General features: G+C 39.0%; 27 protein-coding genes. 1 reads left to right on the forward strand and 26 read right to left on the reverse strand.

Annotated features, from left to right (window positions below):
- Positions 1-5: 5 nt before the first annotated feature.
- The 26 genes from EKN16_RS08710 to yidC all read right to left on the reverse strand — a co-directional run bounded on the left by EKN16_RS08710 (position 6) and on the right by yidC (position 24,394).
- Positions 6-827, reverse strand: a complete 822-nt coding sequence (locus tag EKN16_RS08710; protein WP_164522733.1) for a toll/interleukin-1 receptor domain-containing protein — start codon at positions 825-827, stop codon at positions 6-8.
- Between the two features lie 623 nt (positions 828-1,450).
- Positions 1,451-2,218, reverse strand: coding sequence for a nucleotidyltransferase domain-containing protein (locus tag EKN16_RS08715; protein WP_125655487.1), 768 nt, complete (start codon positions 2,216-2,218; stop codon positions 1,451-1,453).
- Between the two features lie 693 nt (positions 2,219-2,911).
- On the reverse strand, positions 2,912-3,706 hold the full coding sequence (locus EKN16_RS08720) for a TIGR02391 family protein (RefSeq protein WP_125655489.1): 795 nt from the start codon (positions 3,704-3,706) through the stop codon (positions 2,912-2,914).
- Between the two features lie 231 nt (positions 3,707-3,937).
- A complete protein-coding gene (locus tag EKN16_RS08725) occupies positions 3,938-4,438 on the reverse strand; it encodes an AAA family ATPase (RefSeq protein ID WP_125655491.1) in 501 nt (166 codons plus the stop codon).
- A 247-nt stretch (positions 4,439-4,685) separates the two neighbouring features.
- On the reverse strand, positions 4,686-5,141 hold the full coding sequence (locus EKN16_RS08730; RefSeq protein ID WP_125655493.1) for a hypothetical protein: 456 nt from the start codon (positions 5,139-5,141) through the stop codon (positions 4,686-4,688).
- Between the two features lie 211 nt (positions 5,142-5,352).
- Positions 5,353-5,808, reverse strand: a complete 456-nt coding sequence (locus tag EKN16_RS08735; RefSeq protein ID WP_125655445.1) for an NUDIX hydrolase — start codon at positions 5,806-5,808, stop codon at positions 5,353-5,355.
- A gap of 316 nt (positions 5,809-6,124) precedes the next feature.
- Positions 6,125-6,388, reverse strand: a complete 264-nt coding sequence (locus EKN16_RS08740; RefSeq protein ID WP_125655495.1) for a hypothetical protein — start codon at positions 6,386-6,388, stop codon at positions 6,125-6,127.
- A gap of 278 nt (positions 6,389-6,666) precedes the next feature.
- A complete protein-coding gene (locus EKN16_RS08745) occupies positions 6,667-7,566 on the reverse strand; it encodes a carbon-nitrogen hydrolase family protein (RefSeq protein WP_125655497.1) in 900 nt (299 codons plus the stop codon).
- 289 nt (positions 7,567-7,855) lie between these two features.
- Entirely contained in the window at positions 7,856-8,770 is a 915-nt protein-coding gene (locus tag EKN16_RS08750) for a DUF2971 domain-containing protein (protein ID WP_125655499.1), read from the reverse strand.
- A 919-nt stretch (positions 8,771-9,689) separates the two neighbouring features.
- Complete coding sequence (locus EKN16_RS08755) at positions 9,690-10,013, reverse strand: immunity protein TriTu family protein (RefSeq protein ID WP_125655501.1); 324 nt, start codon at positions 10,011-10,013, stop codon at positions 9,690-9,692.
- 244 nt (positions 10,014-10,257) lie between these two features.
- Positions 10,258-11,292: a hypothetical protein gene (locus EKN16_RS08760; RefSeq protein WP_125655503.1), complete on the reverse strand. Its 1,035-nt coding sequence runs from the start codon at positions 11,290-11,292 to the stop codon at positions 10,258-10,260.
- Between the two features lie 829 nt (positions 11,293-12,121).
- Positions 12,122-12,709, reverse strand: coding sequence for a metallophosphoesterase family protein (locus EKN16_RS08765; RefSeq protein ID WP_125655471.1), 588 nt, complete (start codon positions 12,707-12,709; stop codon positions 12,122-12,124).
- A gap of 237 nt (positions 12,710-12,946) precedes the next feature.
- Positions 12,947-13,588, reverse strand: a complete 642-nt coding sequence (locus tag EKN16_RS08770; RefSeq protein WP_125655505.1) for a hypothetical protein — start codon at positions 13,586-13,588, stop codon at positions 12,947-12,949.
- A 229-nt stretch (positions 13,589-13,817) separates the two neighbouring features.
- Positions 13,818-14,285 carry a hypothetical protein gene (locus EKN16_RS08775; protein ID WP_125655507.1) on the reverse strand — a complete coding sequence of 156 codons (468 nt, stop codon included), beginning with the start codon at positions 14,283-14,285 and terminating at the stop codon, positions 13,818-13,820.
- A 207-nt stretch (positions 14,286-14,492) separates the two neighbouring features.
- Positions 14,493-14,966 carry a GyrI-like domain-containing protein gene (locus tag EKN16_RS08780; protein ID WP_125655509.1) on the reverse strand — a complete coding sequence of 158 codons (474 nt, stop codon included), beginning with the start codon at positions 14,964-14,966 and terminating at the stop codon, positions 14,493-14,495.
- 216 nt (positions 14,967-15,182) lie between these two features.
- The gene (locus tag EKN16_RS08785) at positions 15,183-15,683 is read right to left on the reverse strand and encodes an SF0329 family protein (protein WP_125655511.1); all 501 of its coding nucleotides are present in this window, start codon (positions 15,681-15,683) and stop codon (positions 15,183-15,185) included.
- Between the two features lie 828 nt (positions 15,684-16,511).
- Positions 16,512-17,195 carry a hypothetical protein gene (locus EKN16_RS08790; RefSeq protein WP_164522735.1) on the reverse strand — a complete coding sequence of 228 codons (684 nt, stop codon included), beginning with the start codon at positions 17,193-17,195 and terminating at the stop codon, positions 16,512-16,514.
- A gap of 119 nt (positions 17,196-17,314) precedes the next feature.
- On the reverse strand, positions 17,315-18,814 hold the full coding sequence (locus EKN16_RS33630; RefSeq protein WP_375782107.1) for a transposase: 1,500 nt from the start codon (positions 18,812-18,814) through the stop codon (positions 17,315-17,317).
- A 442-nt stretch (positions 18,815-19,256) separates the two neighbouring features.
- Complete coding sequence (locus tag EKN16_RS08800; protein ID WP_125655515.1) at positions 19,257-19,595, reverse strand: hypothetical protein; 339 nt, start codon at positions 19,593-19,595, stop codon at positions 19,257-19,259.
- Positions 19,596-19,847: 252 nt separating this feature from the next.
- Complete coding sequence (locus EKN16_RS08805; protein WP_125655517.1) at positions 19,848-20,414, reverse strand: histidine phosphatase family protein; 567 nt, start codon at positions 20,412-20,414, stop codon at positions 19,848-19,850.
- A gap of 257 nt (positions 20,415-20,671) precedes the next feature.
- Positions 20,672-21,226 (reverse strand): hypothetical protein, encoded by a 555-nt coding sequence (locus EKN16_RS08810; RefSeq protein WP_125655519.1) that lies wholly within the window; start codon positions 21,224-21,226, stop codon positions 20,672-20,674.
- 289 nt (positions 21,227-21,515) lie between these two features.
- The gene (locus EKN16_RS08815; protein ID WP_125655521.1) at positions 21,516-22,334 is read right to left on the reverse strand and encodes a YwqG family protein; all 819 of its coding nucleotides are present in this window, start codon (positions 22,332-22,334) and stop codon (positions 21,516-21,518) included.
- A gap of 28 nt (positions 22,335-22,362) precedes the next feature.
- A complete protein-coding gene (locus tag EKN16_RS32155) occupies positions 22,363-22,527 on the reverse strand; it encodes a hypothetical protein (protein ID WP_164522736.1) in 165 nt (54 codons plus the stop codon).
- Complete coding sequence (locus EKN16_RS08820; RefSeq protein ID WP_125655523.1) at positions 22,517-22,993, reverse strand: tyrosine-type recombinase/integrase; 477 nt, start codon at positions 22,991-22,993, stop codon at positions 22,517-22,519. Before EKN16_RS08820 ends, EKN16_RS32155 begins: the two co-directional genes overlap by 11 nt.
- Positions 22,981-23,139 carry a site-specific integrase gene (locus tag EKN16_RS08825; protein WP_221226858.1) on the reverse strand — a complete coding sequence of 53 codons (159 nt, stop codon included), beginning with the start codon at positions 23,137-23,139 and terminating at the stop codon, positions 22,981-22,983. Before EKN16_RS08825 ends, EKN16_RS08820 begins: the two co-directional genes overlap by 13 nt.
- Positions 23,140-23,563: 424 nt before the next feature.
- Positions 23,564-24,394, reverse strand: a complete 831-nt coding sequence (gene yidC, locus EKN16_RS08830) for a membrane protein insertase YidC (protein WP_179955617.1) — start codon at positions 24,392-24,394, stop codon at positions 23,564-23,566.
- An 878-nt stretch (positions 24,395-25,272) separates the two neighbouring features.
- On the opposite strand from yidC, the gene EKN16_RS08835 reads away from it, so the two are divergent.
- Positions 25,273-26,229 (forward strand): alpha/beta hydrolase, encoded by a 957-nt coding sequence (locus EKN16_RS08835; RefSeq protein WP_232016314.1) that lies wholly within the window; start codon positions 25,273-25,275, stop codon positions 26,227-26,229.
- Positions 26,230-26,235: the final 6 nt, after the last annotated feature.

Raw genomic sequence — 26,235 nt, forward strand, 5'->3', positions numbered from 1 at the left:
TGGATTTATTCTACAGTTATTAAATCTATTAAATCTTCTTCTTCATGAACTGTGAGCTCTACGTACGTTTCTCTAAGCCTACGATATAATTCCGGATCATTATTCCTCACCATTTGTATTAAGTAATTTAATGGTTTATCCATTTCATTTAAATAATTGGCAATTACAAAATCCGAAGTATTATTACACTCACTTGCTATCTTATTTCTTGCTTCAACTAAATCTATTACAGCTGTACTATTAACTTCCTTGCGACTTCTAGTATTTACCCTACGAGTTAGTTCAAGTATTTCCTCTATTAGCTCCCTGTCACTTCGCCTATTATTCTCTGGATCTTCAGGTGTAAATGACGAAAGTATTGTATTTACTTGTCCCTCTAATCTTGGCCACCACATTTCAAAGACATCATTTAATATTGAGGAATCTAATTTATTATCTAGTGTTTGAGAATTAATTGTTACTAGTAGTTTCTTTAACTCATCTTTCGAAAATTGAGTGGATTGAAATTGTGTTAAAGGACCAACAATATCACTATTTTCGACATTAAATAATATTGGGCAAACATATGATTTACCCAGTTGTTTAGATAAAGCTCCAGCTTCAAACATCATCCAGGGACTACTTAATGCTTCACGAGTCATACATAGAATACCTACACGACATTCTTCGAGGTTTTTTGAAATGTCATCTGCCCATCTTGCACCTTTTTCAATATCATTAGGAGTAAAATATGGACGTACAGCTTGAAGTACCCCCGGTAACCATGTTTTAATTGCTTCACCTAATTGTCTACTTAATTCTCCTGACCAACTTATAAAAACTTTCAAAGTACTAACCTCTCCTTGAACTGTAAGATAATTATATATTATCACAGTTGTATAAATTTGTATTAGGGTTACAGCAATTGCGTATAACGTTGTTGCGTTCTCGACGTCCGACGAATGTCGGATGTGTCCGGCTGCATCTACTTCCAGGCTTCTCAACTTCGGTCCGGACCGAGGGCGTATGCCCGATGCGTGAATGCGGTGTTAGCCGATGCTTCCTCTTCTTTGAGCTACCCACCACATATGTTCTTGATCTTCATATGCTCTTACCGATCTTGACCTTCAAATGCTCTTATCCGATCTTGACCTTCATATGCCTTTATCCGATCTTGACCTTCATATGCCATTATCCGGTCTTGACCTTCATATTCCCTTATCCGGTTTTGACCTTCATATGTCCTTATCCGATCTTGACCTTAATGCTTATGGCTTTGAGGGTTTAACCATACGTTCTTGACCTAGGAAGTTTCGGCTAACGTTTTGTATTGACGACGTCCTGGCCCCTTAGAGCCGCTGCTTATAGTTGTGAGGCTTGCCGAACACCTAATGCAGTGACGTCCCGACGGGCTTAGGGGGCTGGATGTGGTCACTCGCTTCTCAGAGTGACCCCGAGCGTCAATATGGTGTTAGCCGAAGGAAGTTCTGGAAGCAGCCATTGTATTTAAGGCGTTCTCAAAATAGCTATATACTTCATCTGCAATTCCCAGAAACTCTTCAACAAGTACATGACTATCCAAGTAACAAGCATACAGATAATCAACTAAAGCGGAGTCAATCTCGCAATAGTCTAATATGGCATTCTTCATCTTAATAATGTCATCTTGCCATACACCTGTATCTTCTAAAACCAAAGAGTATAATGCACGAATTAATCTCTTAGAATAACCTTTAATATATCTAGTTTTCATTGTGTTATCACTAGCATTAGAAAGTAAACTATGTATACGATCTACTTCCTCCTTGGTCTCTGTATTTAAGTCTAAAATGAACTCTGTAGAAGTAATTATCGGTGGCACTTTTTCACCAACGTCATGACCATATATGCAAACACAAATTATCTTAATCCAAAAACCCCACTCATTCGGTTTACTTAATACATCGTCAATCGAGCAAATTATCGTATCAATCTTAGTTACTATTGGATATTCTTCCAAAAGCCTGTCTTTAATATTTGACAATCTTTCGTAATCAATATCTTTGGGATTTACACATACAATAGTAAAGTCTGCATCTGACTTAAAAGGTTTAGCAGTTCCTTTTGGAATCGAGCCACACATATAAATGCTATGAATCTTACCTTTAAATTCGGTAAGTATATTATCTTTATACTTATCAACAAAATCCTTATATTCACTTTGTATTACAATTCTATTTATAACTTTTTCTAATATCATATAGACTCCTCCTAAACATGTAAGAACTTCTTTCGGCTAACGTTGTTGCATTCTCGACGTCGAAAGACTTAAGGGACTGCTGGAATGGCGAAGCCACCCAGCACACCGGTTCACGCAGCGAGAGTAGTCTTGCAGATGTGTCCGGCTGCTACCTGGCTTCTCAACTTCGGTCCGGACCGAGGGCGTACGCCCGATGCGTGAATGCAGTGTTAGCCGATGCTTCCTCTTCTTTGAGTTACCACCGAATATGTTCTTGATCTTCATATTCCCTTATCCGAACTTGACCTTTATATGCCCTTATCCGACCTTGACCTTTATATGCTCTTATCCGATCTTGACCTTTATATGCTCTTATCCCAATCTTGACCTTTATATGCTCTTATCCGGTCTTGACCTTCATATGCCCTTATCCGGTCTTGACCTTCATATGCCCTTATCCGATCTTGACCTTAGATGCTTCTGCTTGAGGGTTTAACCATACGCTCTTGACCTAGGAAGTTTCGGCTAACGTTCGTGTATTCACGACGTCCTACCACCTTAAGCCCGAAGGGCGGCCGCGATGCGGTTAGGTGGTGGGATGTGTCCGGCTGAATCTGCTTCCTTACTACTGAAAATCCATCCCCGCGTAATCTTCTAACTTCTGCCGGATCGAGGGGCGAATGCCCCGAAGCGTGAATATGGTGTTAGGCGAAGTTAATCTACTTCTTTGATTCTACTTGCACTATCTAATCTAAAAGCTAACAAACTAATTAATATAATATAGTCCATTGCTCTATCAGGATTATCTGTAATGTTGCCATGCCCTCTAGGGTTTCGAATCCCCATAACTACGCCTTCAAATAAATGCATAATACCTTCTTGCTCATCTAAATCTGTCTGATCCTTTAGTTTATTAAAAGTCAAAATCGGTTTATTCTTGGAAAAAACAGTCCTGACAAGATTTGTTCCATCCAATTCATGTTTTCGAGATTTTTCTTTAACATAGTTAATTAAAGATTTTGCCGCTTCGAAAACAGCACTCGAGTAATGTCCATCATTGAAAAGGTCAGAGCAGATATCAAAGATACGTGGGTGCAAATTTAATCCATTAAATGTTCTAATTCGTACTGCATCAGGATCTTCTTCTAAGTCTACCCTCTTCTCGTTCAATCTTGCTATTAATCCTACTAGCATTAAAACAGATTGTTCAATACCCTCTTGAAATTTTCTTTGATAAGTATATTCAGATTCTCCAATTACATATCCCCCAGACCAGATATCATGATATTGATGTTTATTAAACTCTGGAGAATTACTTCCAAAAATTTCTCTTATCGTTTCTTGAATATTCATCTCAGCGTTTTTTACTCTTTGGTCTGTATAAACAACGTCCTGTTTAAGACCTTTAACTTCTTCAATTCTTCTTTCTAACTTAGTAATTGCTCGAGGAATCTCATCAAGGCTAAAATTTTTAGATTCAATCTCTACCTCATTGTTCTTTTTCTTCAAACATATCCCTCCAAAATAGATTAATTTCGCCTAACGTTCGTGTATTCACGACGTCCATCCCCCTTAGATAGCTCTTAACTTAGGGGGATGGATGTGTCCGGCTGACTCTACTTCCTTGCTTCTGCCAATGGCATCATCGAATCACTTCTAACTCCGGCCGGACCGAGGGGGCTTGTCCCCCGATGCGTGAATATGGTGTTATCGGAAGTTGCCACTTAATTGAGTTACTACCTAAAATCTTTTTACTAATTTTTCTAAATTTATATTGTCTGTTAGTCTTATCAATTTATCTTCGAAATTAATTATCCTATCTTCAAAATCCATTCTGTTTTTTTCAAATTCTCTTGTCCATTTATACATCATTTTCAACATCATAAAATCAGATTTATAATTGCACTTTTCAATTCCAAGATTTTGTTTGAGGAATCTAGTAAAAATTCTCATCTTTCGTTTCCACAGGGGCGGATCTAAAAACAGAATGATATCTGCCATATCAAATAAACACCTATATGACTCTCTGTTTGTTCCTTCAAAAATCCATTGGCCATTCCGATCAATTTCTTCGATAACAGAAACCTGCTCTTCTGGTGTTCGTGATTTTCTTCCCTCGTTCGTTTGAGGATGTACTATGGAATCCAATTCATAGCAAGGAATATTAAGACTATTAGATAATTGTTTTGCAAGAGTAGTTTTACCACTTGCAACAATCCCAGTAATTAAAATCTTCCTCATCCGAATTACCACCTGACTTTCTTGCTTTATGGCAATTTCCGATAACGTTCATGTGTTCACGACGTCCAACTCCCTTAAGCCCGAAGGGCGGCCGCGATGCGGTTAGGGAGTTGGATGTGTCCGGCTGATTCCACTTCCCTGCTTCTGCCAATTACTTCACCGAACCCTCATCTAACTCCTGCCGGACCGAGGGCCGAATGGCCCGATGTGTGAACATGGTGTTATCGGATGTTACCGACTTCTTTGATTAGCTTTCAAACAATGGTTTAATTATCACTTCATCAAGTTCCACAAGTTTTGATATCTCTTCAATTCTATATCCGTGTTTAATAGCTCTTATAATGATTTCAACTTTAACTGTTCCTTCTTTTATTGTGTTATCAATATATTTATCGAAATGTATTAAATCATCAGCAACTTTGCCCTCCAGTGTAAATACCATTCTATAATCTCCAATGTCGCTACCTAAATATAAAATCCTTAAATTGCAATAAACAAAATCAGTATATTCATGGATATGAGTTAATTGTATTGAATTTAGTTCAGTCGTTATCACTTTAAGATTTGACTTGCCCTTAAAGGTATCAAAAAAATCATCCCTATTCTCTTTCTTCCAATTTTCTAAATAATTTATAAATCCCTGTTTTGTTTGATCTACTATGCGATGGGTGCTTGCCCATTCTAAAAGTTGTCTGGATTCCATGTATTAACCTCATTTCGGTAATTTCCGATAACGTTCTTGTATTCACGAATCCGAGAGCCTTAAGTGAGCGACAACGAACCGTTCGCAAGACTTAGGCTCGCAGTGGTTGTCCGGCTGAATATGCATCTCTGCTACTGAAATCACTTCCCCGAATCAGCTTCTACTACTCCTGTCCGGACCAAGGGCGTATGCCCGCAGCGTGAATACGGTGTTATCTGCTGTTGCTCTCTTCTGTGAGATTACCTGATAAAATCCCTGCTCTTCTTATGATGTTTATTCTTTCCTCTCTTCCTTCTATATTCTTTATCATATCTATTGCTGTTTCAAAATTTGTAATTACATAGCCTGTTTTCTCAAATCCTTTTGGCATTTCTAAAATTTTCTTTACTTCCGTTAAGTAATAGACTGTATATCCATTCGATTCTTTCCAGAACCAGCATGCAAAAGGGGTTCTATTTTCAGTTAATTCAATTCCTGCCTCTTCCATTACTTCCCTATTTAGCCCTTCATCTAACGATTCATTCTCTTCTAATCTTCCACCAATTGTTGTTAATACTTTTTCTTCACGATCCCAAACCATAACTAAATTCCCATTTCCCAAAATTGGTACACAATGAACACCGCCAATTGGGAAATCCGTTGGAATTTCAGTAATAAACTTGAGCATAAAAACATCTCCCAAAATAATGGATTAATTTCTCTTTAGAGTAATTGCAGATAACGTTCTTGTGTTCACGACGTCCCACCGACTTAAGGCGACGAAGTCGCCGGGCGCGATGCGCTTAGTCGGTGCGGATGTGTCCGGCTGAATCTGCTTCCCTGCTACTGACAATTACATCTCCGAGCCCTCATCTAACTTCTGCCGGACCGAGGGGCGAATGCCCCGAAGCGTGAACATGGTGTTATAGGAAGTAGACGACTTCTTTGAGTTACAGTCAAAAAACACTCACTTAAATTATCAATCAATATTTCATCTGCTACTACTATTTCATTATTAAATTCTTATCGATGTATATAAATGTCTCCTCAAGATCTTTAAAAGCTTCATCATGTCCTGAAAAATCTATTTCTTCAACTTCCCTTCTTCGAGTTATTCCTACTCCTTCTTCCCTAACTTCAACTTCAAAAAAATTAATGCCCCCATCATTCATACTTACCCAAACACTTCTCCCACTCGGTTCAATATAAACATTCCATTTAGGATATCTTTGAGTAATACATTCCTTGATTTTATTAACCTCCATCATCTTTATCACCATTCTAAATAGATTTAGATATCTTTAGGTTTAATAGGGTTTAACCATACTCGTCTATTTCCTATAACGTTACCGTGTTCACGACGTCCATTCACTCTAAGCTGCAAGAGTCGTGCGTCCAGTACGATCTCGGCCGGCCGCGACCGCGGTTGGGTGAATGGATGTGTCGCCTGATTCCGCTTCCCCGACTTATCACCCGGCGACCGAGGGGCGTATGCCCCGATGCGTGAACACATTGTTATCCGATGACCTCGACCTCTACGAATATGCTAGAGTTTTAATCGAATAAAGGGAGCTTCCACTTTATCATTTAATAATTCTTGATATGCTTTAACTTTCCTAAACGTATTTCCCATCATATCTCTATTTCGATAGTTTCTTAATTCATCTAAATCAAATTTAGCGAGATAAAGACCTTCCGTCTCATTATCTGCTAACATAATTGTATTGTTTACCGATTTCCCATTCGAATCCCAAACAATTGGGCTGTATGCACATGAGCATCCAGCATCTTCACCTGGCGGATTTGCCATTACAATACCAACCATATTTTCATATGCTCTTGTCGAAAGGGCTTGCAATCGATGATTCATGCATCCGCAATCATTAGGAACCAATATAATTTCAGCACCTTTTAACATCAATACTCTTGCACTTTCCGGATATTCCCTGTCGTAACAAATCATGATACCGATTTTCACACCATCAAAATCGCATACTTTAAATTCTGTTCCGCTCTCTAATATACGTTCAGCAGCAAAATCACAAGTATGGACTTTAGTATACTTTAATAATATTTTTCCGTTCCGATCAATAACAAATGCCGAATTTTGTGGGCGTTTTATTCCTTTTGTAAAGCTTGTTATAACAATTCCAATCGATAATTCTCTTGCAATATCTTGAAAAGATTTTAACCAAGGACTATTTTCGTCTATTGCAGCATCATACCAAGCTTTAAAATCCGGATGATTCTCTATCTCGTGTGACGGCAAATTTGTTTCTACAATATCAGGAAAGGCATAACCAGTTATCCAGCATTCGGGAAACAAAACCATATCTGCTCCACGATCTTTCGCTTCTTTAACATACGCCAATCCAATTCTTGTGTTTAGCTCTGGATCAGGAATACTACAATTATATTGAACAGTTGCAACAGTAAAAGTTTTCATATTTCATCACCTTTCAATTATTATTAATGTAAATATCTTTCCAAGCCATTCGAGGTTTCGGATAACGTTCTTGTGTTCACGACGTCCTACTACCTTAAAGGAGCGAAGCGACTGGCCGCGATGCGGTTAGGTGGTGCGGGTGTGTCCGGCTGAAAATACTTCCTGCTACTGAAATGCCTCTTCGAATCTACTTCTAACTCCGGTCCGGACCGAGGGCCGAATGGCCCAAAGCGTGAATATGGTGTTATAGGATGTCAGCGCCTTCTTCGAATAACTCCCAAATATGCTTCTAATATCTCAGAGGAATTATAGATTTATTTATTTCACAATTTTCATATTTGTTATAATTCAAATAATATCGTAATCCCTCGGCAGAAATATTCAAATTATTTCTCGGTCCAATCGATATTGATTTTAAAGGGATTTTTTCATCATCATGTGTTATTGGAAGTTTAATATAGGGTACGATCGCACCATTCTTACTTCTAAAATGTATATGGTCTGATGATACCTCATTGCTATTTATAAAATGTCCACCATATTGTCTTTTTTTATTCATTAACACAACTACTCTATATTCTTCTTCTGACCTAAAACTAGGATCCTTAAAAAACAATGAATATATGTAAAAGGTTCGGATAATATGATTCCAAAGATAGTTCAATTCATTCCCTGGTTTTCCATCACCATGCTCTTTCCAAATATCAAATGCAATAGATATTTCTTCGGATAAGATTTTTTCTTGTTCTATAGGATCATATATTACAAATCCATGTATATTCTGAAATGCAGAGTCAGTTAACCTATCTAATACACTAATAAAACTACGATCAAATCCAATACAATATCCATCCTGATTGCTACAATTTGACCAGAGTGGAAGAGAATCCGCATTCATTGACATTGATAAGATGTAGGAGTCTATCCCTTTATCAAAGATTTCATCATTGCAATCTTCTAGGAGTTTCATTAATAAATCATCATCTTGATAATTAATCTTGGCCTGATCGCGAACTTTTTTTGCTATTCTTCTTGCGTACTTTATTTCACTAATATCATTTAAATATTCGCTTTTTGTAAGCCATAGTTCCTTATGTTTAAAAATGCTCATGATAGCATCTAGAGAACTATAATGATATTGTTTGTTTTGTTTATTTTCATTGCGCTGATTTCTTATAACGTTCTTGTATTCACGAACCCTCACTGCCTTAAGTAACCGTAGGGAACGGCCGCGACGCGGTTAGGCTGTGCAGGGTTGTCCGGCTGAGTATGCTTCCCTGCTACTGAATTTGCTCCTTCGAATCCTCTTCTTCCTACGTCGGCCGGGCCAAGGAGCGTTAGCGACGCAGCGTGAATACGGTGTTATGTGTTGCCGGCGGCATCTTCGAGTTTTCTTAAAAAATCTTTAGTCATTTACTCATCATTTCTGTTATTATGAAGCTCATGAATAATAGTACAAAGGAAAATAACATGTACTTTAATATTCTAAATTTCATTTCTAATACGCCTTTAACATGTTCTACTCTTCTGTAATACAATAGATTTCCCAATATTAATGTTAGCATTATTATTACCGTTACTAATAAGCCTATGTCACTTTTGCTGGATGATAAAAAAGCTAAAAATCCAATTATAACCGCCAACAAAAAGCCGATTACATAGTACTTTATTCTTTCAGAAAATATAAATCTAGATCTATTCTTAATTCCATCAATTAGACTTATTATCGAAATTAGGAATATAGCAATTAATATTATCCACACTACAATAATTATAATCCCGCCTCTTATAAAGATTTTCTTTATGTTTTGATATTAAGATTTATTGTTTTTTAATCTCTCAGATTCCGCCGGTTTCACATAACGTTCTTGTATTCACGAACCCGAGAGCCTTAAGTGAGAGATAGCGAACGGGTCGTCAGACTTAGGCTCGCAGTGGTGTCCGGCTGAATTTACCCTCGGCACTTCTACTCCGGTCCGGACCAAGGGCGAATGCCCGATGCGTGAATACTGTGTTATAGGATGTCAGCGACTTCTTCGAATACTCTACAAGTGATTCTTAACTAGCATTTGATCTTAATTAAATTTTCAATTGCTATTCTAATTAGTTACTCGGGTTTTAATTTATGGTTTGAGTCCTGATTGTAATACCTGGAAATATTCATTTAAAATATCATCGAAATTGGGTTCACCAGCTATCTTCTCAATATATTTCCAAAGAATCATTTCTTCAGTTTCTATATTCACAACCTCATATTCCATTTGATGTGATTCCCAAACGATCACTTGACCGAGACAACTCTCTGACTCGTGAATTATTCCTGTTGAAGGATTGGGTACACGACTTTCATCAATGTTATTATGCTTAACAAATTCAGTAGAGATATTAACTATTCTCAGTTCTTCAATATTGCTATCAGCCCACTGTTTAAACTTCTTTCTTATCATTGAAAGGCCTCCTGCAATGAAGAAAATTTATGAATAATCTTTACGGTTTCGCTGATTTCCTATAACGTCTTTGTATTCACGAACCTTCACTGGCTTAAGGGCGCCAGCCCGGGTCCGACGGACTTAGCCAGTGCAGGGTTGTCCGGCTGCTCCCGCTCCCCCGAAATCCCTCTGCCGGACCGAGGGCCGGATGGCCCGATGCGTGAATACGGTGTTATCGGAAGTTCATGACTCCATGAATTACTTATATAAATACATTTAAATCATGAAATGAAACCAAGGTTTCTCCCTTTAAGTTTGTTGTTTCTGCAAATATTCTGTTAATTTCTTCTTGTCTTTTTAAAGGTAACTCTTCCCATCTCGTTGGAGAAAAGGCAATATTCTCAACATATTTCACTAGAATATTAGATAAAACTATTTTTTTATGTGCTATTGAATACTTATTTATCTGTTCCAAAAATTTATAACGTTCTTTATCTCTTCTATAGTGACTCATTAAAACATACGTTTTCCCATCCTGAGGGAAAACGTTAATAAACAATGGTGCTAAGTAAGCGTCCAGCCTAGTAAGATCATTGATAATCTTTCCACTAAAATCCGTGACAATATTAATCAACGAGGATGCGGCCAAATGATATTCCTCATCGAAGACAATAACGTTGGTAACTAAGTTGTGATATTTTTTGTTTTTCATATTATTTTCAAATGCAACTCTATAGTTTTCGTACTTAAATAAAGCAGCCGCAAATCCTTGACCTTGTATTCCCATGATTTCATATAAATAATTGATTTGTTCAATTGATGGTTTCTTTCGTTCAAATATTTTATTTACTTCGCTGAACTGACCATTGTCCAATAAACTAATTATGTTTTGTGTCATCTTAAGGCATGTTTGTTTAGCATGATATTCTTTTGCCAGTGAGCGATAGGCGAAAATCAATTCTTGTTCCTTGTTTCCAGGTTGATAGTCATAATTTTCAATTGGTGAGAAAAGCTTTGCATCATGGTAACCACAAAACCCAGTAAAAGTGGAAACTTTTTTTCTCCCTTCCTTTTTCATTTTTGAACCAAAAGGATTTCCGATTTCAAGTTCAAATTGCATTACATTACCATCACGTGAGATCTTATTTAAGATCTTATTATTTTGAATTGAATGGGCCTTTATGATTTCATTACTACATTCATTATCATGATGAAAACAAGCTTTCCATATCGATTGTTTTCTTATTTTATTGTAACTCTCTTTCATGATACGAGAATCTAGTGGATCCTTAGTCATTTTATTCATCTCCATATTTCATGAATTTCCGATAACGTGTTGTATTCACGAACCCTCACTGGCTTAAGGGCGCCAGCCCGGGTCGTCAGACTTAGCCAGTGCAGGGTTGTCCGGTGTTCCCGCTTCCCCGAAATCCCTCTGCCGGACCAAGGGCCGGATGGCCCGATGCGTGAATATGGTGTTATCCGAAGCCTTCGTCATCTCGAGTTACTTTCATACTTCTTCAAAGTCTCTCAAAATGTCTGGTCTTCTTCTCTTTCATCTTTCAACTTCTGTCCTTCATTTCTTTTCTTTCAACCATTCTCTCAACAAATTCCCTTAGATCTTCATATTGTTCTAGATCTCTATGAGTCCTTAACATCGCCTCTATTTATATCCTCATCTCCAACTCATTATGGATTATGGTTTAATCATCTCTATCTTTATTCGGGCCCCTTGTCTTTAAAACTGTATTTGTCTTTCATTTCCTTTAAATCGTTCTTATTAAGGTCTATCCATCTTCCTTTATATGGTATTGTATCCTATTCTAATTCCTCTGACACTATATTCTTGATATACAAATAAAGCGCCGCAGGCTTCGATCAGTTCCCTAAATCGATCACCTAACGACACTTCATTTGCATTGGGTTTTAACCATTCTCGAAGGTTTCGAATAACGTTCTTGTATTCGCGACGTCCATTCCCCTCAGATAGCTCTTATCTTAGGGGAATGGATGTATCTGCCTGAACCCTTCTTCCTCGAGAATACTTCTGGCAGATCAAGGGCCGTATGGCCCGCAGCGCAAATATGGTGTTATCTGAAGTATCAAGCCCACCTTGAACCCGACTTCTAAATCTCTATAATATGGTATCCAAAAGCATTTATTATCTCTGTCTTCTTATAATGATGTATTCTTTGGTTTCTTCCATAGTTCAAATGTTGATGGCCATGTAACAAATATCTAGGATTATATTGGTTCATAAATTCTATAAAGCATTCAAATCCTCTATGACATAAATCATCACCGTCTCCAATTCTGTAAGCTGGGGCGTGTGTCACTAAAATATCTACGCCATTACTTAGCCATAGCCTTAGCTTAAGTTTAGTTATTCTCCAACTCATTTGTCTTTCTGAAAATTGATATTCTCCGGGGCTGTAGCGGTAACTACCACCAAGTCCCAATATGCGAATTCCATTATAAGTAACTATTCTATCTTCAATGCTTTCGCACCCTTCAGGTGGATCTGATTTGTATTTAGTATCATGATTTCCATGAACATAAAATAAAGGAGCGTTAATCATGCTCACTAGAAAAGATAGATATTCTGCTTTAAGATCACCGCAAGAAATAATTATGTTGATGTCCTTAAACTTCTTGGGTTCAAAATGATCCCATATGTATTTTGATTCTTCATCGGAGATAACTAATATTCTCATTTAATCTCCTCCGGTTTAGATCTTAATAAAAGCACTGCTTGATATTTCAGATAACGTTCTTGTATTCACGAACCCGAGAGCCTTAAGTGAGCGTTAGCGAACGGGTCGCCAGACTTAGGCTCGCAGTGGTTGTCCGGCTGATTCCACCCTCGGCACTTCTACTTCGGTCCGGACCGAGGGCTAATGCCCGAAGCGTGAATACGGTGTTATATGACGTCGCTGGCTTCTATGAGTTACTTAAAACATTTCTTCGTAATCTTCTTTCTCTTCTACTCTTTCATGCCTTATCCATGACATCTCATTAATCCCTACTATTTCTTTAAATTCATCAACTAGATTAAATAATTTCTTATGTTCTCTATAATATGTTGGATTAAGAATTAATCTTAATTTCTCAATCTGCTCATTAGTTATGTCAAACAGTTTAAATGCTGACACGTTACATTCATCAAACAATTGTTCAATCGCATCATCAAGTATACCGTTCTCAAAAACTTCTTTTGAGATCTCTTCTTGCAAATCATCGTCGTATAATTCGAATATCTCTTTATCTGGATAGCGTTCTTGAAGTATTTCATGAATTATTTCTCCAGGCAATTCATATGAAATCCGTAAATATGCGATTTCTTGACCATTAGAAAAGATCCTGTATCCCCAAAAGTGATCGCTAAAATTAGTAAAATAAAGCACTGGTGCATCATTAGATAGTTGGTATATGTAATCAGGGGCATCTTGATACTCTAAATAATTATCATCATGAGTTAAGTACGCCACCCATTTCTCGTCTAAGACCTTAATAAGAGATCCAGGTACTGCATGTTTTCGTATTGCTTCTTTTTGAGATGCCATCAATAATTGGCCCGAAGTGAATTCACTCATTCTTATTCATTCCTTTCATTATCATCTCAGCGATGTCATATAACGTTCGTGTATTCGCGACGTCCATTCCCCTTAGATAGCTCTTATCTTAGGGGAATGGATGTATCTGCCTGACTTATCTTCCTCGAAAATTCCTCTGGCAGATCAAGGGCCGAATGGCCCGCAACGCGAATATGGTGTTATAAGATGTCCCCGCCTTCGAAGGATTGCTATTCATATTTTATTATTATTATTCATAACTACCTTGTATAGGAGGAAGTAATTTATAAGCTTCTTTTGATTGAATAATTTCAATGATTGTTGTTGTCATTTTTATAAATTCCTTATCGCGTAACCGATCAGTAAATTCTCCCTTCCAATTAATTATTTTTTTCTTGCCATTATACTGTATTTCGAATCTATATCCTGAAGTCGGCTCCATAACCAATCCTTCTATTTCATTTAGATAATTAAACAAATTAATATCCTTCATCAATTTATAAATTTGTTTCTTCTCTTTTTCCGTCAAATTAAGTTCGGTTGTAATTGCACCATTCATTACAAGATCCTTAGTATAAGTTCCTTCAAAAGTATTTAGTATATTATTATAAAAACTCCCATATTCAAATGTAAAATTAAAGTCCTTCGGATATACTTGAGAATCTGAGCAACCAACAATTGAAAGAATCAATATCAATAGAAAAAATAATCTCTTCATCGAGATCACTCACCTAATATTATTTGCGGGGATTTCTGATAACGTTCTTGTATTCACGACGTCGATCTCCCTTAGATAGCTCTTATCTTAGGGAGATCGATGTGTCCGCCTGATCCAGCTTCCTCGAAATGCCTCGGGCGGACCGAGGGCCGATTGGCCCGATGTGTGAATATGGTGTTAGCAGAAGTAACTGCCTCCCTGTATAACCTACAAATTCCTTTCTACTATTGGTATATAGATATCTGCATTATTGAAGTGCTGTTCTTCTCCAAATCTAAATACTTCTAGTGCTAGTGATCTTGTGTTATTCTCAAGACCATTTTCTTTCAAGTATTCCTTGCTTAGTGCATATGGATCTTGATCTGCTGATCTCACCTTGACATATCGTTGACTCGGTACGTGGAATCCAATCATTCCATTCGGAATATCCTTAATTTCTGTAACTTCCACACAATAAATATATGTAAACAATATATCATTAGCAAAATGAGGACATACATATTCTTGCTCATTGATAGTTCCTTTAATTTCATTCCTTCTTGCAAGAAAAAGCTGGTTTGTTTCTATCATTCTTTCTGAATCAAATCTTTGGAATACATTTGTCACCGGAACTCCGATAAAATACTTTGTTTCTAATGTAACGATTTCGATTTGATTGGTTTTCATCATCATCTCTCCCATTGATTATTATTAATAAAGTCTTGCAGTTATTTCAGCTAACGTTCTTGTATTCACGAACCCTCACTGGCTTAAGGGGCGAATGCCCCGGGTCCGACGGACTTAGCCAGTGCAGGGTTGTCCGGCTGCTTCCGCTTCCCCGAATTCCCTCTGCCGGACCGAGGGCCGGATGGCCCGATGCGTGAATATGTTGTTATGCGAAGTGCAGTACTTCATGGATCATCTATCAAATAGTTCTTTCCTTAATTCATAAAACTGCTTTACTAATGGATGTTCTATTTCTTTTATTTCAATATCTTTAAATCGTCTTTTTCCAAGTCTCTTATCAATTAATCCGAAGGCTTTATAGATAGGGTTATTTGAAGTTAATATCTCTGAGAAAGGGGTATTTAGATAATTCTTTAGATTCCTTGTTATATGGCTTGTTTCATGGAGGCCGGTATTCATTATTCTTTTAACATTCTCTGATTGAATATTAGGTCTGTAAAAATCCTCATGGTATCCATGTTGAAGCGAGTGAAGTGAAATATCTTCTGGTAGAGGATTCATATACCAGTGGTAATATCCGCCTCCAAATATCTTCTCTCCATCTAGAGTTACCCACGCTTCACCATATCCATCATGAGCTTCATGATATCTAGTCACATGAATATCAATTCTTTTTCTCAATTCAGGAGTAATAAAATCTCGAATTAATACCCGTAGTTTTGACCAATCCATAGATTGTAAAAACTCCTTTCATCAAGGTATTCTGCATTTCGCATAACGTTCTTGTGTTCACGAACCCGAGAGCCTTAAGTGAGCGATAGCGAACGGGTCGTCAGACTTAGGCTCGCAGTGGTTGTCCGGCTGAATTTACCCTCATCACTTCAACCTCGGTCCGGACCAAAGGCGTCAGCCCGCAGCGTGAATACGGTGTTATAAGATGTTGGCGCCTTCTTCGAGTTGCTTAATCAAGTTCTCATTATAAATCTTCTAATTTGTACTTCTTCATACATATTGGACATTTAAGAAAAATTATTACTCTATACTTCTTTCCGTAAAAATGTGTCCCATTAATACTATCCCAGCCTTCTACTATGAACTCCTTTTCTTTAGCTCTAACTAACCTTTGATTACATTCCTTACAATATTGCTTCTTAAAATAATACGCTTTTATTTCTTTAATACTAATTTCTGTGACATATGACCGATTATATTTGGATCCAAAACTTTTGTAATTCATTGCAAATACAAGAATGACAATTATAATAACAAGAAGAACTACAAAAAAGAGTATTAGATCTATGTCCATGGTTTTATCTGTCCCTTGATTTTAGATTTTATATTTTATTAGATTTGCGCCAATTTCTTATAACGTTAATGTGTTCACGACGTCCCACCGACTTAAGGCGACGTAGTCGCCGGCCGCGATGCGGTTAGTCGGTGCGGATGTGTCCGGCTGAATCTACTACCCTGCTTCTGCCAATTACTTCTCCGAATCCTCATCTAACTTCAGCCGGACCGAGGGGCGAAGGCCCCGAAGCGTGAACATGGTGTTAGGCGAAGTTAAAATTCTACTCTGAATTTGCTATCTGAATTTATTAAATTTCTATTTAAACAATATTTTTGAATTGTGCTTTCATCTGTATTGGTTACTATTGTGCCCAGAGTATTTACAACATCATATAAGTCATCAACTTCTAATTCTCTTATTGCTCCTTGTTGATACTTACTCCTTGGAACAGCTTTAAGAAACTTATCATCGACAATACAACGATTATGAACAATGATATTCCTTAAGGCTATGAATTCTACGATTTTTTCTTTTCTATCGTTATCGACAACTAATGGTATTCCATTTTGTAAACACCACTCTTCAATATTTCCAAACCCTTTATTAGCTAGACTTGAAATCTTGCTTTCAATTACTTCTTGTAATAATGCTTCAATTGAATCAGATTTGAGTACTTGCTCTATTGAAATGCTCGGTTGCTTATTATGAAGTATTTCTGGTTTGACAACCAAGACCTCTCTTATTAATGACACAATGTAAACCTGAAAGTTATCAACTACTCTACTTAGTATCATTTCTAATAATTCCTGAGAATGTTTTCTTAATTTTTTCACATTTTTACCAGGATTCTTCTTTAGTAATTCCTCTGGGCTTTTGATGAAATCTTCTTCATTTGCTTTTCCGTCAATGACTTCTAAAGTCATTCTTGCGTGATAAGGAATATAATCAGATATCATGATTGTATTTAATATAAAGAAAAATAGATCTAAATCTTTCTTGATGGACGCATAGTATTTATATGATGAATGAGTTCCAGTATCTGGAACTGAAAAGTTAAGATCATGACTTATGCAGTTCATGAGATTAATCGGTAATTGTGAGAATCTATGCTTGAATGCACCGGCCACATGGTCATGGAGAGATTTTTGGGCCAATATGCGGAAATAAGGCTTGCAAAACGGCGTGCCTCTATGTCAAAATCGATGTAGATTCGCTTTAAACCCTTGTGGTTTCTTGTGCGAACCTGGCAACGAGTGTGGAAGAGACCGCGAACCATTTCGCCGTGGGTGTGGCTCTCATCACTCGTTTTTTCTTTGTTTACTTGCCATAACGCATAGGCAAGTAGCGTCTCCGCAGCAAAAAGTAACTCCATGTGCGCGTGCTGATGTGCTTCGGATGTAGAGTGGCACTTTTCAAAGCCAAGTTCTTGTTTGGCCGCGCGGAAAAACACCTCTATACGCCAACGCTTTCCGTACACTTCAAGCGCCTTATCTGGCGCATCATGTCGGTTGCTAATGATCAAGTAGGCTCCTTTGTAGGTTGCCGGTTCATCTGGTGAATCTTCCTTCACATCAACGCTTTCCTCGTCTTCTTTAAGCCGCATAGCGACAACGGCAGCAAGGGGAACGAAGCGTTGTTTCGTTACAAGTTGCCCTTTCCGCCCTTCAGCAAGATAAGGTATTTTCATATAAATATCAGATACTGAAATGGCGAAGATTCCCTTCTTGCTGGATGTAGATAAGCGCTTGTATGTATCCTGAATAAGCTGTCGCGCCGTAACAGGTACATACCGATCACGACGTCCGGGGACTGTAATCTTTCGATGCAGTGCAGTATTGCGCTTAGCTTTAGTTACCCAGTCAAAGGAATGCTCTTGCAAGAAAACGAAAAAGTCTTTGCATAAATACCATCGGTCCATCGCTACCCAGAGGCGGCAAGTGACCGACTCGCGAAGCATGAGCAGCATTTGTCTGGCTAAATCAAACTTGGTCAAGCCGGTTTCCTCGTCAGACATTTTGCGCCAAACGCGGTAGAACAACGGATATTCGAGTCCGTTTCGGAGCACGGCCTGAAGGACAACGAGGTTCATGCACCAGCTATAGGATTTGGATGAAGAGTCCCTGAGCCAGCACAGGAATGGCAGTTTCTTTGCATAGGGATGGGCGCTATGTGTATCGTCGAGATTAATAATATCGCCTTCTTGAAGCGCGGTTTCCCGTTCTTCCTGAAGCCTGGCAACCCGTTTTTTCCCAAACGTCAGCCATGCATGGGGAACTGTGAAGAACCGGCTGAGCGTGTATTGTGCGAGTTTGTAGGGTTTAAACATGAGTTCAAGTAGAGCATCTTTCCCAGCCAGTTCGCTCATTTGTACAACCGATGAGCATCCAGAGATCAATCCGATGATGTACATAAAGCAAAGCATCCATGAAGGAGCTCCGCTTCGTTTGAATATCCCAGCTTGCATCAAGAGCAAAGAAAAGTCGAACTTTTCCCAAAGTGATCGCAAGACCGGCGCTCCCGCGCATTCGCCTTGTGAAAGCTTACGAAATCGTGGATTTTCAAGGGTTTGTTTCACGAAAATCACCTATTATCTCGAAGGTATACCCAGTAGAAAAGGTATTCTTCGTGATTATCGGGGTGATTCCAAAAAGTCAAGGGATTTTCCGGGTTTTAGTTTACATTTCTATGACTATTGATCGTTTTCCAACGATTGGAATGAACTGCATAAGTCATGTTAAGATCAATTTGATCTTTAGCGTTTTTAGTCATCTCTTAAGCTCCTAATTTTAATTTCGCCTAACGTTGTTGTATTCACGACGCCCCACCACCTTAAGTCCCGAAGGGACGGCCGCGATGCGGTTAGGTGGTGCGGGTGTGTCCGGCTGATTCCACTTCCTCGCTTCTGAAAATCCTTCTCCGATCCCACTTCTAACTTCTGCCGGACCGAGGGCCGAATGGCCCGAAGCGTGAATATGGTGTTAGGCGAAGTGCCACTTGAATGACTTTCAAATTATTAATCACTCTGTTTCGAGTTCATCAGCAGGTTTGGTCCAGAATTTTAGCCCTTCCATTGCTCTCTCTAAATCGTCCATATCATCAGCATCTAAAGTTCTATCAAATTTATCAGATAAGATCTTTCTTATATTTGCAATTTTTTGGGTAATTCCCCATTCATCTATAAATCGAGTAGTTTCCTTCTCATATTCTGCTCTAAATTTGTCTTCCCCATTTTCTTGAAACTTCACACCATAATAGGATCCCATCCTATGAAGTGATTGAAGAATAACTTCAATTTCCTTCAGTACTTCTATTAATTCAGAGCCACTAAATGTGATTTGTTTGTTTGAGTCAAGCATTCAGATCCCCCCTATTTATGAAAAATCATTTAGTTAATAAGCTTGAATTGAAAAATTGCTCCGGCATTTCGCCTAACGTTTTTGTATTCACGACGTCGATCCCCCTTAGATAGCTCTTATCTTAGGGGGATCGATGTGTCCGGCTGCTTCAACTTCCCTGAAATGCCTCTGCCGGACCGAGGGCCGAATGGCCCGATGCGTGAATACTCTGTTATGTGATGTCACAGTCCTCTTCGATAAACCTTATAAATTCTAATCATTCCACATTCTTGTTACTTCTTCTAATTCTAAGTCCTCGAATTGCATTTTATAGATATCTGGTTTCTTTAATTGATTCAAAAACTCCAAGCCAAAAGCTGGATCAAAATGATTCATCATCAAAGTCATTACAAGACCATGAGTCCCGATTGCTATTTTCTTCCCTCTGTGCTCTTTTAATATGGGTTTTAGAACTGAGATTGCTCTTTTCTGACAATCAGCATTAGATTCTCCTCCCGGCAAGGTATAATCAGGGTCATTAAAACTCTCTCTGATACTAGACATTAACTCTGCATTTTCAATAATATAAGATGCAAAATGGCGTTCTCTAAGATCTTCAAATACTTTTATATCTAACTTTAAGTGCTCGGCCAATCCCTCAACACTAAGAATTGCTCGAGCATAAGGACTTGATATAATCATGTCTATTCCTTCACCTATAAGTAACTTCATTACTTTTTCAATATCGATCTTTCCTTTTGGGGTAAGCCCTCTTGTTCTTTCATTTCCTTCATTGTATGGTGATTCTCCATGCCTAACCATATAGATAATTGTCTTCATACAGGCCTCCTTTAGATGCTTTCATTAAATATAACACTGTGATTTCACATAACGTTCATGTGTTCACGACGTCCAACTCCCTTAAGCCCCAACGGGGCGGCCGCGATGCGGTTAGGGAGTTGGATGTGTCCGGCTGATTCCACTTCCCTGCTGCTGTCAATTACTACTCCGAACCCACACCTGACTCCTGCCGGACCGAGGGCCGAATGGCCCGATGCGTGAACATGGTGTTATCAGAAGGAATTGCCTCCTATGTGTTACCCCAACCATTCCTTAAATTCATGAATTCTCCATTCATTTTCACTTATTGCTTTTTCATCTTTTATTACTTGTTCAAATGCATAATTAATTGATTGATCCCCATCTATTTCAATCCCTTCCTGGGGATCAGATAATACACCATCAAATATATTTGCAAGTGCGGCTGCTGAATACCAAGCAAGTCTAAATTCAAAGCTATCCTGTGTACTTGCTGTAAATGTTATTTCCTTACTTGATTCTTTAAGTTTTCTTTCAATCGAATTTAATCTACGTTCTTTCTGAAATAATACTTTCCAAAATGATTTTATATTTTTTGTCGGTTTGTAATCATTGATCCATAATTCAAATCCTGACATAAGTTCGATATTGTTTAATCTTTTATTTGGACAATCAATTACAGTGAATTTAAAAGGTAAAAAGCCAGAATGATTTGAAAAAGAAAAGTCAGGATGTATTTCAACGTCCATATCGAACTTCTTTATTTCATTAATCCATTGTTGAATTTTTGAATCATCTAAGGCTTTTAAATATACTGTGAGATCGTAACTCATGATCCACCTCAATCTTTATTTATGTCCTTAAGTCATTGCAATTCTTTCTGATAACGTACTTGTATTCACGACGCCCCACCACCTTAAGTCCCGTAGGGACGGCCGCGATGCGGTTAGGTGGTGCGGGTGTGTCCGGCTGAATCTGCTTCCCCGAATACTGACTTGGCTACCCCGAATCTTGCTTCTCTCACTCCGTCCGGACCGAGGGCCGAATGGCCCGAAGCGTGAATATGGTGTTAGGTGATATTGCTGGCATCTTTGAATCTACTTTAATTTCCTTTCGTGATCCCTAGGCCCCTTCACGTATAGTGGTTACGCCATCAAATTGTAAATTCTTTAAGTCAAAATCTTTAATCCAAAAATAAACTCTTCCAGTATCATCCCAATCCATGTTAGTACTGTCTTCCGAATCTATTTGAAGAAGGAGCCTCCAACCCTCACCCTTATATTCACCCTGAACAGGATCATGATACCCAAAAAGTCTATTCATACCTACATGGAATTCTGAAGTATAGCCTTCTATATATTTATTTGAGAAATTTTCTTGGAATACTCTCCAGTACTTTTCTTCATCATTTTTTGATAACCCAAGCACTTCATACACTTCAAAAGAATCCGAATCGGGAATTGTCCATTCAAGTCGTGGTGTAACTCTCGTACTATTAAACTGCAATTCTTTCGATAGTTCTTTAGGTGGTTGAGTTCTTACTAAGTTATTTATTTCTCCGTCGTAAAATAAAACTTTTGAGGTCTCAGGATTATTATCAAAATCGACTTCTTCATACATCGCTTCGGGATATGCTGTATAAAAGAAATAAATGATTCCTCTAGTTGGATGAATATCGTTATCTGTCTGAATGTTAGGCATTTCTTGCAAATTGATCTGCGCAATAAATGACATAGGGTACTCTTTCCAATACGGCCATTCAATATTTGCAGGCAAATCTGGTTGGCCCCCTAATTTTGTTTGACCAATTGCTATTTTTTTCTCTGATTCTCTCTCCGTTATTAAACGGATAGATGGCTTGATCATTCTTTGAAATGTTTCTGAATAGTCTTCTAGTCCTGCTTCTTGAAACATAGATAAAATGTCTGCTTTTGCATCCATTAGTGAGCTCACCTCTTCAATATTATTATTATTTGTGTATTTCTTGCCACATCCAGATAATATCAAAATAAATATTAATAGAAAGAATTGTATACGTTTCAATTGTTGCTCCTTTAATTTTTTTTATTTTTTTGTCCCTTACAGCAATTTCACCTAACGTTAAATCTGCGACATATGTCGTTTTATCGTCCATATTTTGAGGAATCTCCGCTGTGGGCGTCCTTCCCACTACTCGGTAGAATGCGATCCAAGGGACTCATTACGCGACGAGCGTCTTTCGTACTGACATGGGTATAGATTTGTGTTGTTTTAATACTTTCGTGACCAAGCAGCTCTTGAATGTAACGTAGATCGGTGCCGCCTTCAAGCAAGTGAGTTGCGAAAGAATGCCTGAGGGTATGCACGGTTGCCGGTTTGAGAATACCTGCTGTCTCGCGAGCCCGTTCAAATATGCGTTGGATGCTCCTTTCTGTGAGGTGTCGATCACGGTCTGCGTCAGGGAAAAGCCAATCATAAGGACGCTCCTTCTCCATATATAAGCAAATCATCTCGTACGCCGATCGCGACAATACGGTTACGCGGTCTTTTCTCCCTTTTCCTTGCCGAATATGGACTAGGAATCGTTCATTATCAAGATCATGCAATTTTATCCGGACCATTTCCCGATTCGTAAGCCCGATGAATACGTTAGCATCAGAATCGTTTTATGCTTCAAGTTAGGTAATGCAGCAAAAATACGCAGTACTTCATCAACGGTTAATACAGCAGGAAGCTTCTTTTCTTTTTTGGGACGAGGCAAATTCATGATAAGATCTGAACGTCCGCATACTTTCCCGAGATGGTCTAATTCCAGCCGATTCAAATTTCTGCAGCCATGAAGTCATGCTTATCCCCCTACCATGTCCTATCCATATCTGTTTCATCTGGTTAATCAAAAGCCAAAGCCAAAGACAAAGATTAACTGCAGCCCTCATATATTGAACCATTACTGCTAACAAAACAGCACTTTGTCTATTACCATTTTATATTACTAATTACTGTTTAAAAAGGATAGTTATAGTTGTTTACTGATCAGTATTGCGTATCACATTTTACTTCTTTATTCGCTAAAGTCACTTCATCGGTAATCGGATCATTATCTTGTCACTCGACAAATGCCGAATGCCAGCCCAAAAAAAGAGCCATTGGGGAATTCCCAATGACCCTTTGCAGCGGCGGTAACTGCTTGATTATCGTTTACTAGATTCTACGACAGTTTTCTTCTTACGAGGGGCCTGCTTCTTCGACTGTGCTTCTATCGCTTCCCTTGTATCTGTACTCGTATCTGCACTTGTATCAAGGCTCGCTGGATACAGTCGTTTGGCCAACAAGGTCTGCAGCACAACGATAACTCCACCTACACTCCAATAAAGCGGGATAGCGGCAGGTGCAGAGAACGAGAATACCCCCATCATGATTGGAGATAGATACACTAAGAATCCCATTCCCTTTTGAGCGTTCATAGGATCCATACCAGCTTGGGTGACTTTTGCCTGAACCAAGTACACGGCAGCTGCAATAAATGGCAGTATGCTGTCTGTTTTACCCAGCTGGAACCAGAGGAACGTATGTTGAGCTAGATCCGGCGTCATCCGAATGGCGTAATATAAGCCGGTCAGAATCGGAAGCTGAAGCAGCATAGGCAGACAACCGATGTTGAGCGGATTATGCCCATGCTTGCTGTATAACGCCATCGTTTCCTGCTGCTGCTTGCTCATCGAATCGGCGTTTTTATTATCCTTATACTTGGCTTTTATCGCGTCGAGCTCCGGCTGCATCACTTTCATTTTTCTCTTCATTTTCTGCTGATTCTTATATTGAGACATCATGAAGGGCAGCAGCACTAATCGGACCAGTACTGTCATAGTAATCAAGGCAAGACCATAACTGCCGTCATACCAGCCTGCGAAATGCTCAATTAGCCATGAAAACGGAAAGACGACGTAATGATTAAAGAATCCTGGGGTGTCTGCATTCACGGTTCCCTTCGCTCCACATCCAGTGAGCAAGAGTATAAGCATGAAGGAGAGTCCCAGTAGAACTAAGCGAGGTGCTTTTTTACCTTTTGACTGACTTGGCTTTGAAGCTCCATGCGTTGTTACCCCATTTAGAAGGTTACTCGCAAGGACATTTGATTGCGTATTATCCTGTTGTTCTTCCTGAACAGCTGTATCGATAGGTGTATCCATTGCTTCCATTGTTTCCATAACCGTCCTCCCTGTTGAGCTTGATTGTCTTCGATCAACAGGGAAATACACGGTGATGTATCGTCATCTGGCGCTTCTTTACGTTTCGTTTGACGCGAGAGCCGATGCCGTCCCGAATTAACGTCTAAGGCAGGCTTTTGCAGCCTCGGAAGTGTGATTGTCAGGGTTGAGATTTCTGTCCAGCCAAGAGAAGTCGTACTTGGAATCCAGAAAAAATACAAATAGGCGAAGGAGCATATTATAGATATCGACATTAAGTTTGTTAGCGCATCATGAAGCTCGAACAATGGATCACCCCCTTACACGTTGGATCTATATCCAGATTTTCGTATTCTTTTTCTATCTTGTATCTATTCCATACGGCAGTTTTTGATAAAAGTTCCCTCTACTATCTTATATAGAGTAGATTCTTCTATTTAATGGCGTTAATCATGCTCATTTCCCATGTTAGGGCTTTGATTCCCGCCTTTTGCAACATTCCCCTTACACCACCAACAGAATGTTCGTGAAGTGATGCTCTTCTATTGTAAGGGCTCTAAAGAGGGAAAACAAACCGCATATAGTGGAAATGGCGTTCTGCCTCATTTCAGAAGAAGCTGTATCAGTAAGTATATGGAGGGACTTCCTCCGCATTAACCTATACGACTTGCTGGGCATACAGTGTGATATCTGAATTTGAAGGGAAAATGAGTATGTATCGAAACGAACCCTATGGGTCAAACGCTTATTATTACGCGGCACCTGTGCGTCAATCGTACCCTATTTCTGTATCGCCCTATGCTTACACCCCCGCTATTTCTTCCGACATGCGCTTTGAGCACTTTTATCCTCCCTATGCGCAGCCTGCTTGGTCTCATCATGCCAATGCTCCTTGGGTTCATGGCAATCTTGAAGACACCCGCGAGAAACAGCAGCCCCTAACCTTCGTACTCATCCACGGCGCTTGGGCAGATGCTAGCTTTTGGAACGGAACAGCTGCCGAATTGCGTAGAAAGGGACACACGGTCTATGCGCCTGAATATCCAGGACACGGTTCTGATCCTAACAAAAATGTGACTCATGCCATGCTTACCAAATCTATTGCTGACTTCATCGTCACTAATCATTTAAAAAATGTCGTACTTGTCGGGCATAGCTTCGGCGGCAGCTTAGTCCAAACGGTTGCTCAGCAGATACCCGACCGCATTAAACGGATGGTGTTCTTCGATGCTTTTGTTCTAAAAGACGGGCAAAGTGTTGCCGATGAGCTCCCTCCTTCTACTCTAGAAGCTTTTAATCAGCTTAGAAAAAGCTCTAAAGATGATACCATCATGCTTCCATTCCCACTTTTCCGTGAAACGTTTGTCAATTTAGCTAGCCTGGAATTAGCTCAACAAATACACAATGCAATCTCGCCTGAACCGGCCGGACCTCTCTACGAAAAGCTTGATCTCAAAAAGTTCTATAGCTTAAGCACCCCTAGAAGCTATTTGTTTCTCACGGAAGATAACGCGCTCCCTCAAGGCAGTGATCTCTATGGTTGGTTCCCGCACATGGCTAATCGCCTCGGCTTATTCCGACTCATTAAGGGTCAGGGTGATCACATGACTACAGCTAAGACGGAGCCAAGAATGCTCGCACAAAAGATTTATGAAGCTGGAAGAGATTAATTTACG

The organism is Paenibacillus baekrokdamisoli (assembly GCF_003945345.1).
Classification (GTDB): Bacteria; Bacillota; Bacilli; order Paenibacillales; family Paenibacillaceae; genus Paenibacillus_Z; species Paenibacillus_Z baekrokdamisoli.

Bases quoted from the DNA above. Each gene is read 5' to 3' on its own strand.
- EKN16_RS08740 (WP_125655495.1), bottom strand. From the start codon at position 6,388: ATGATGGAGGTTAATAAAATCAAGGAATGTATTACTCAAAGATATCCT.
- EKN16_RS32155 (WP_164522736.1), bottom strand. From the start codon at position 22,527: ATGGACGATAAAACGACATATGTCGCAGATTTAACGTTAGGTGAAATT.
- EKN16_RS08715 (WP_125655487.1), bottom strand. From the start codon at position 2,218: ATGATATTAGAAAAAGTTATAAATAGAATTGTAATACAAAGTGAATAT.
- EKN16_RS08770 (WP_125655505.1), bottom strand. From the start codon at position 13,588: ATGAGTGAATTCACTTCGGGCCAATTATTGATGGCATCTCAAAAAGAA.
- EKN16_RS08820 (WP_125655523.1), bottom strand. From the start codon at position 22,993: ATGGTCCGGATAAAATTGCATGATCTTGATAATGAACGATTCCTAGTC.
- EKN16_RS08815 (WP_125655521.1), bottom strand. From the start codon at position 22,334: ATGGATGCAAAAGCAGACATTTTATCTATGTTTCAAGAAGCAGGACTA.
- EKN16_RS08760 (WP_125655503.1), bottom strand. From the start codon at position 11,292: ATGACTAAGGATCCACTAGATTCTCGTATCATGAAAGAGAGTTACAAT.
- EKN16_RS08780 (WP_125655509.1), bottom strand. From the start codon at position 14,966: ATGGGAGAGATGATGATGAAAACCAATCAAATCGAAATCGTTACATTA.
- EKN16_RS08810 (WP_125655519.1), bottom strand. From the start codon at position 21,226: ATGAGTTACGATCTCACAGTATATTTAAAAGCCTTAGATGATTCAAAA.
- EKN16_RS08730 (WP_125655493.1), bottom strand. From the start codon at position 5,141: ATGGAATCCAGACAACTTTTAGAATGGGCAAGCACCCATCGCATAGTA.
- EKN16_RS08745 (WP_125655497.1), bottom strand. From the start codon at position 7,566: ATGAAAACTTTTACTGTTGCAACTGTTCAATATAATTGTAGTATTCCT.
- EKN16_RS08835 (WP_232016314.1), top strand. From the start codon at position 25,273: ATGTATCGAAACGAACCCTATGGGTCAAACGCTTATTATTACGCGGCA.
- EKN16_RS08825 (WP_221226858.1), bottom strand. From the start codon at position 23,139: ATGAATTTGCCTCGTCCCAAAAAAGAAAAGAAGCTTCCTGCTGTATTA.
- EKN16_RS08765 (WP_125655471.1), bottom strand. From the start codon at position 12,709: ATGAGAATATTAGTTATCTCCGATGAAGAATCAAAATACATATGGGAT.
- EKN16_RS08735 (WP_125655445.1), bottom strand. From the start codon at position 5,808: ATGCTCAAGTTTATTACTGAAATTCCAACGGATTTCCCAATTGGCGGT.
- EKN16_RS08800 (WP_125655515.1), bottom strand. From the start codon at position 19,595: ATGCTTGACTCAAACAAACAAATCACATTTAGTGGCTCTGAATTAATA.
- EKN16_RS08755 (WP_125655501.1), bottom strand. From the start codon at position 10,013: ATGATAAGAAAGAAGTTTAAACAGTGGGCTGATAGCAATATTGAAGAA.
- EKN16_RS08785 (WP_125655511.1), bottom strand. From the start codon at position 15,683: ATGGATTGGTCAAAACTACGGGTATTAATTCGAGATTTTATTACTCCT.
- EKN16_RS08725 (WP_125655491.1), bottom strand. From the start codon at position 4,438: ATGAGGAAGATTTTAATTACTGGGATTGTTGCAAGTGGTAAAACTACT.
- EKN16_RS08790 (WP_164522735.1), bottom strand. From the start codon at position 17,195: ATGATATCTGATTATATTCCTTATCACGCAAGAATGACTTTAGAAGTC.
- EKN16_RS08805 (WP_125655517.1), bottom strand. From the start codon at position 20,414: ATGAAGACAATTATCTATATGGTTAGGCATGGAGAATCACCATACAAT.
- EKN16_RS08775 (WP_125655507.1), bottom strand. From the start codon at position 14,285: ATGAAGAGATTATTTTTTCTATTGATATTGATTCTTTCAATTGTTGGT.
- yidC (WP_179955617.1), bottom strand. From the start codon at position 24,394: ATGCTTATACTCTTGCTCACTGGATGTGGAGCGAAGGGAACCGTGAAT.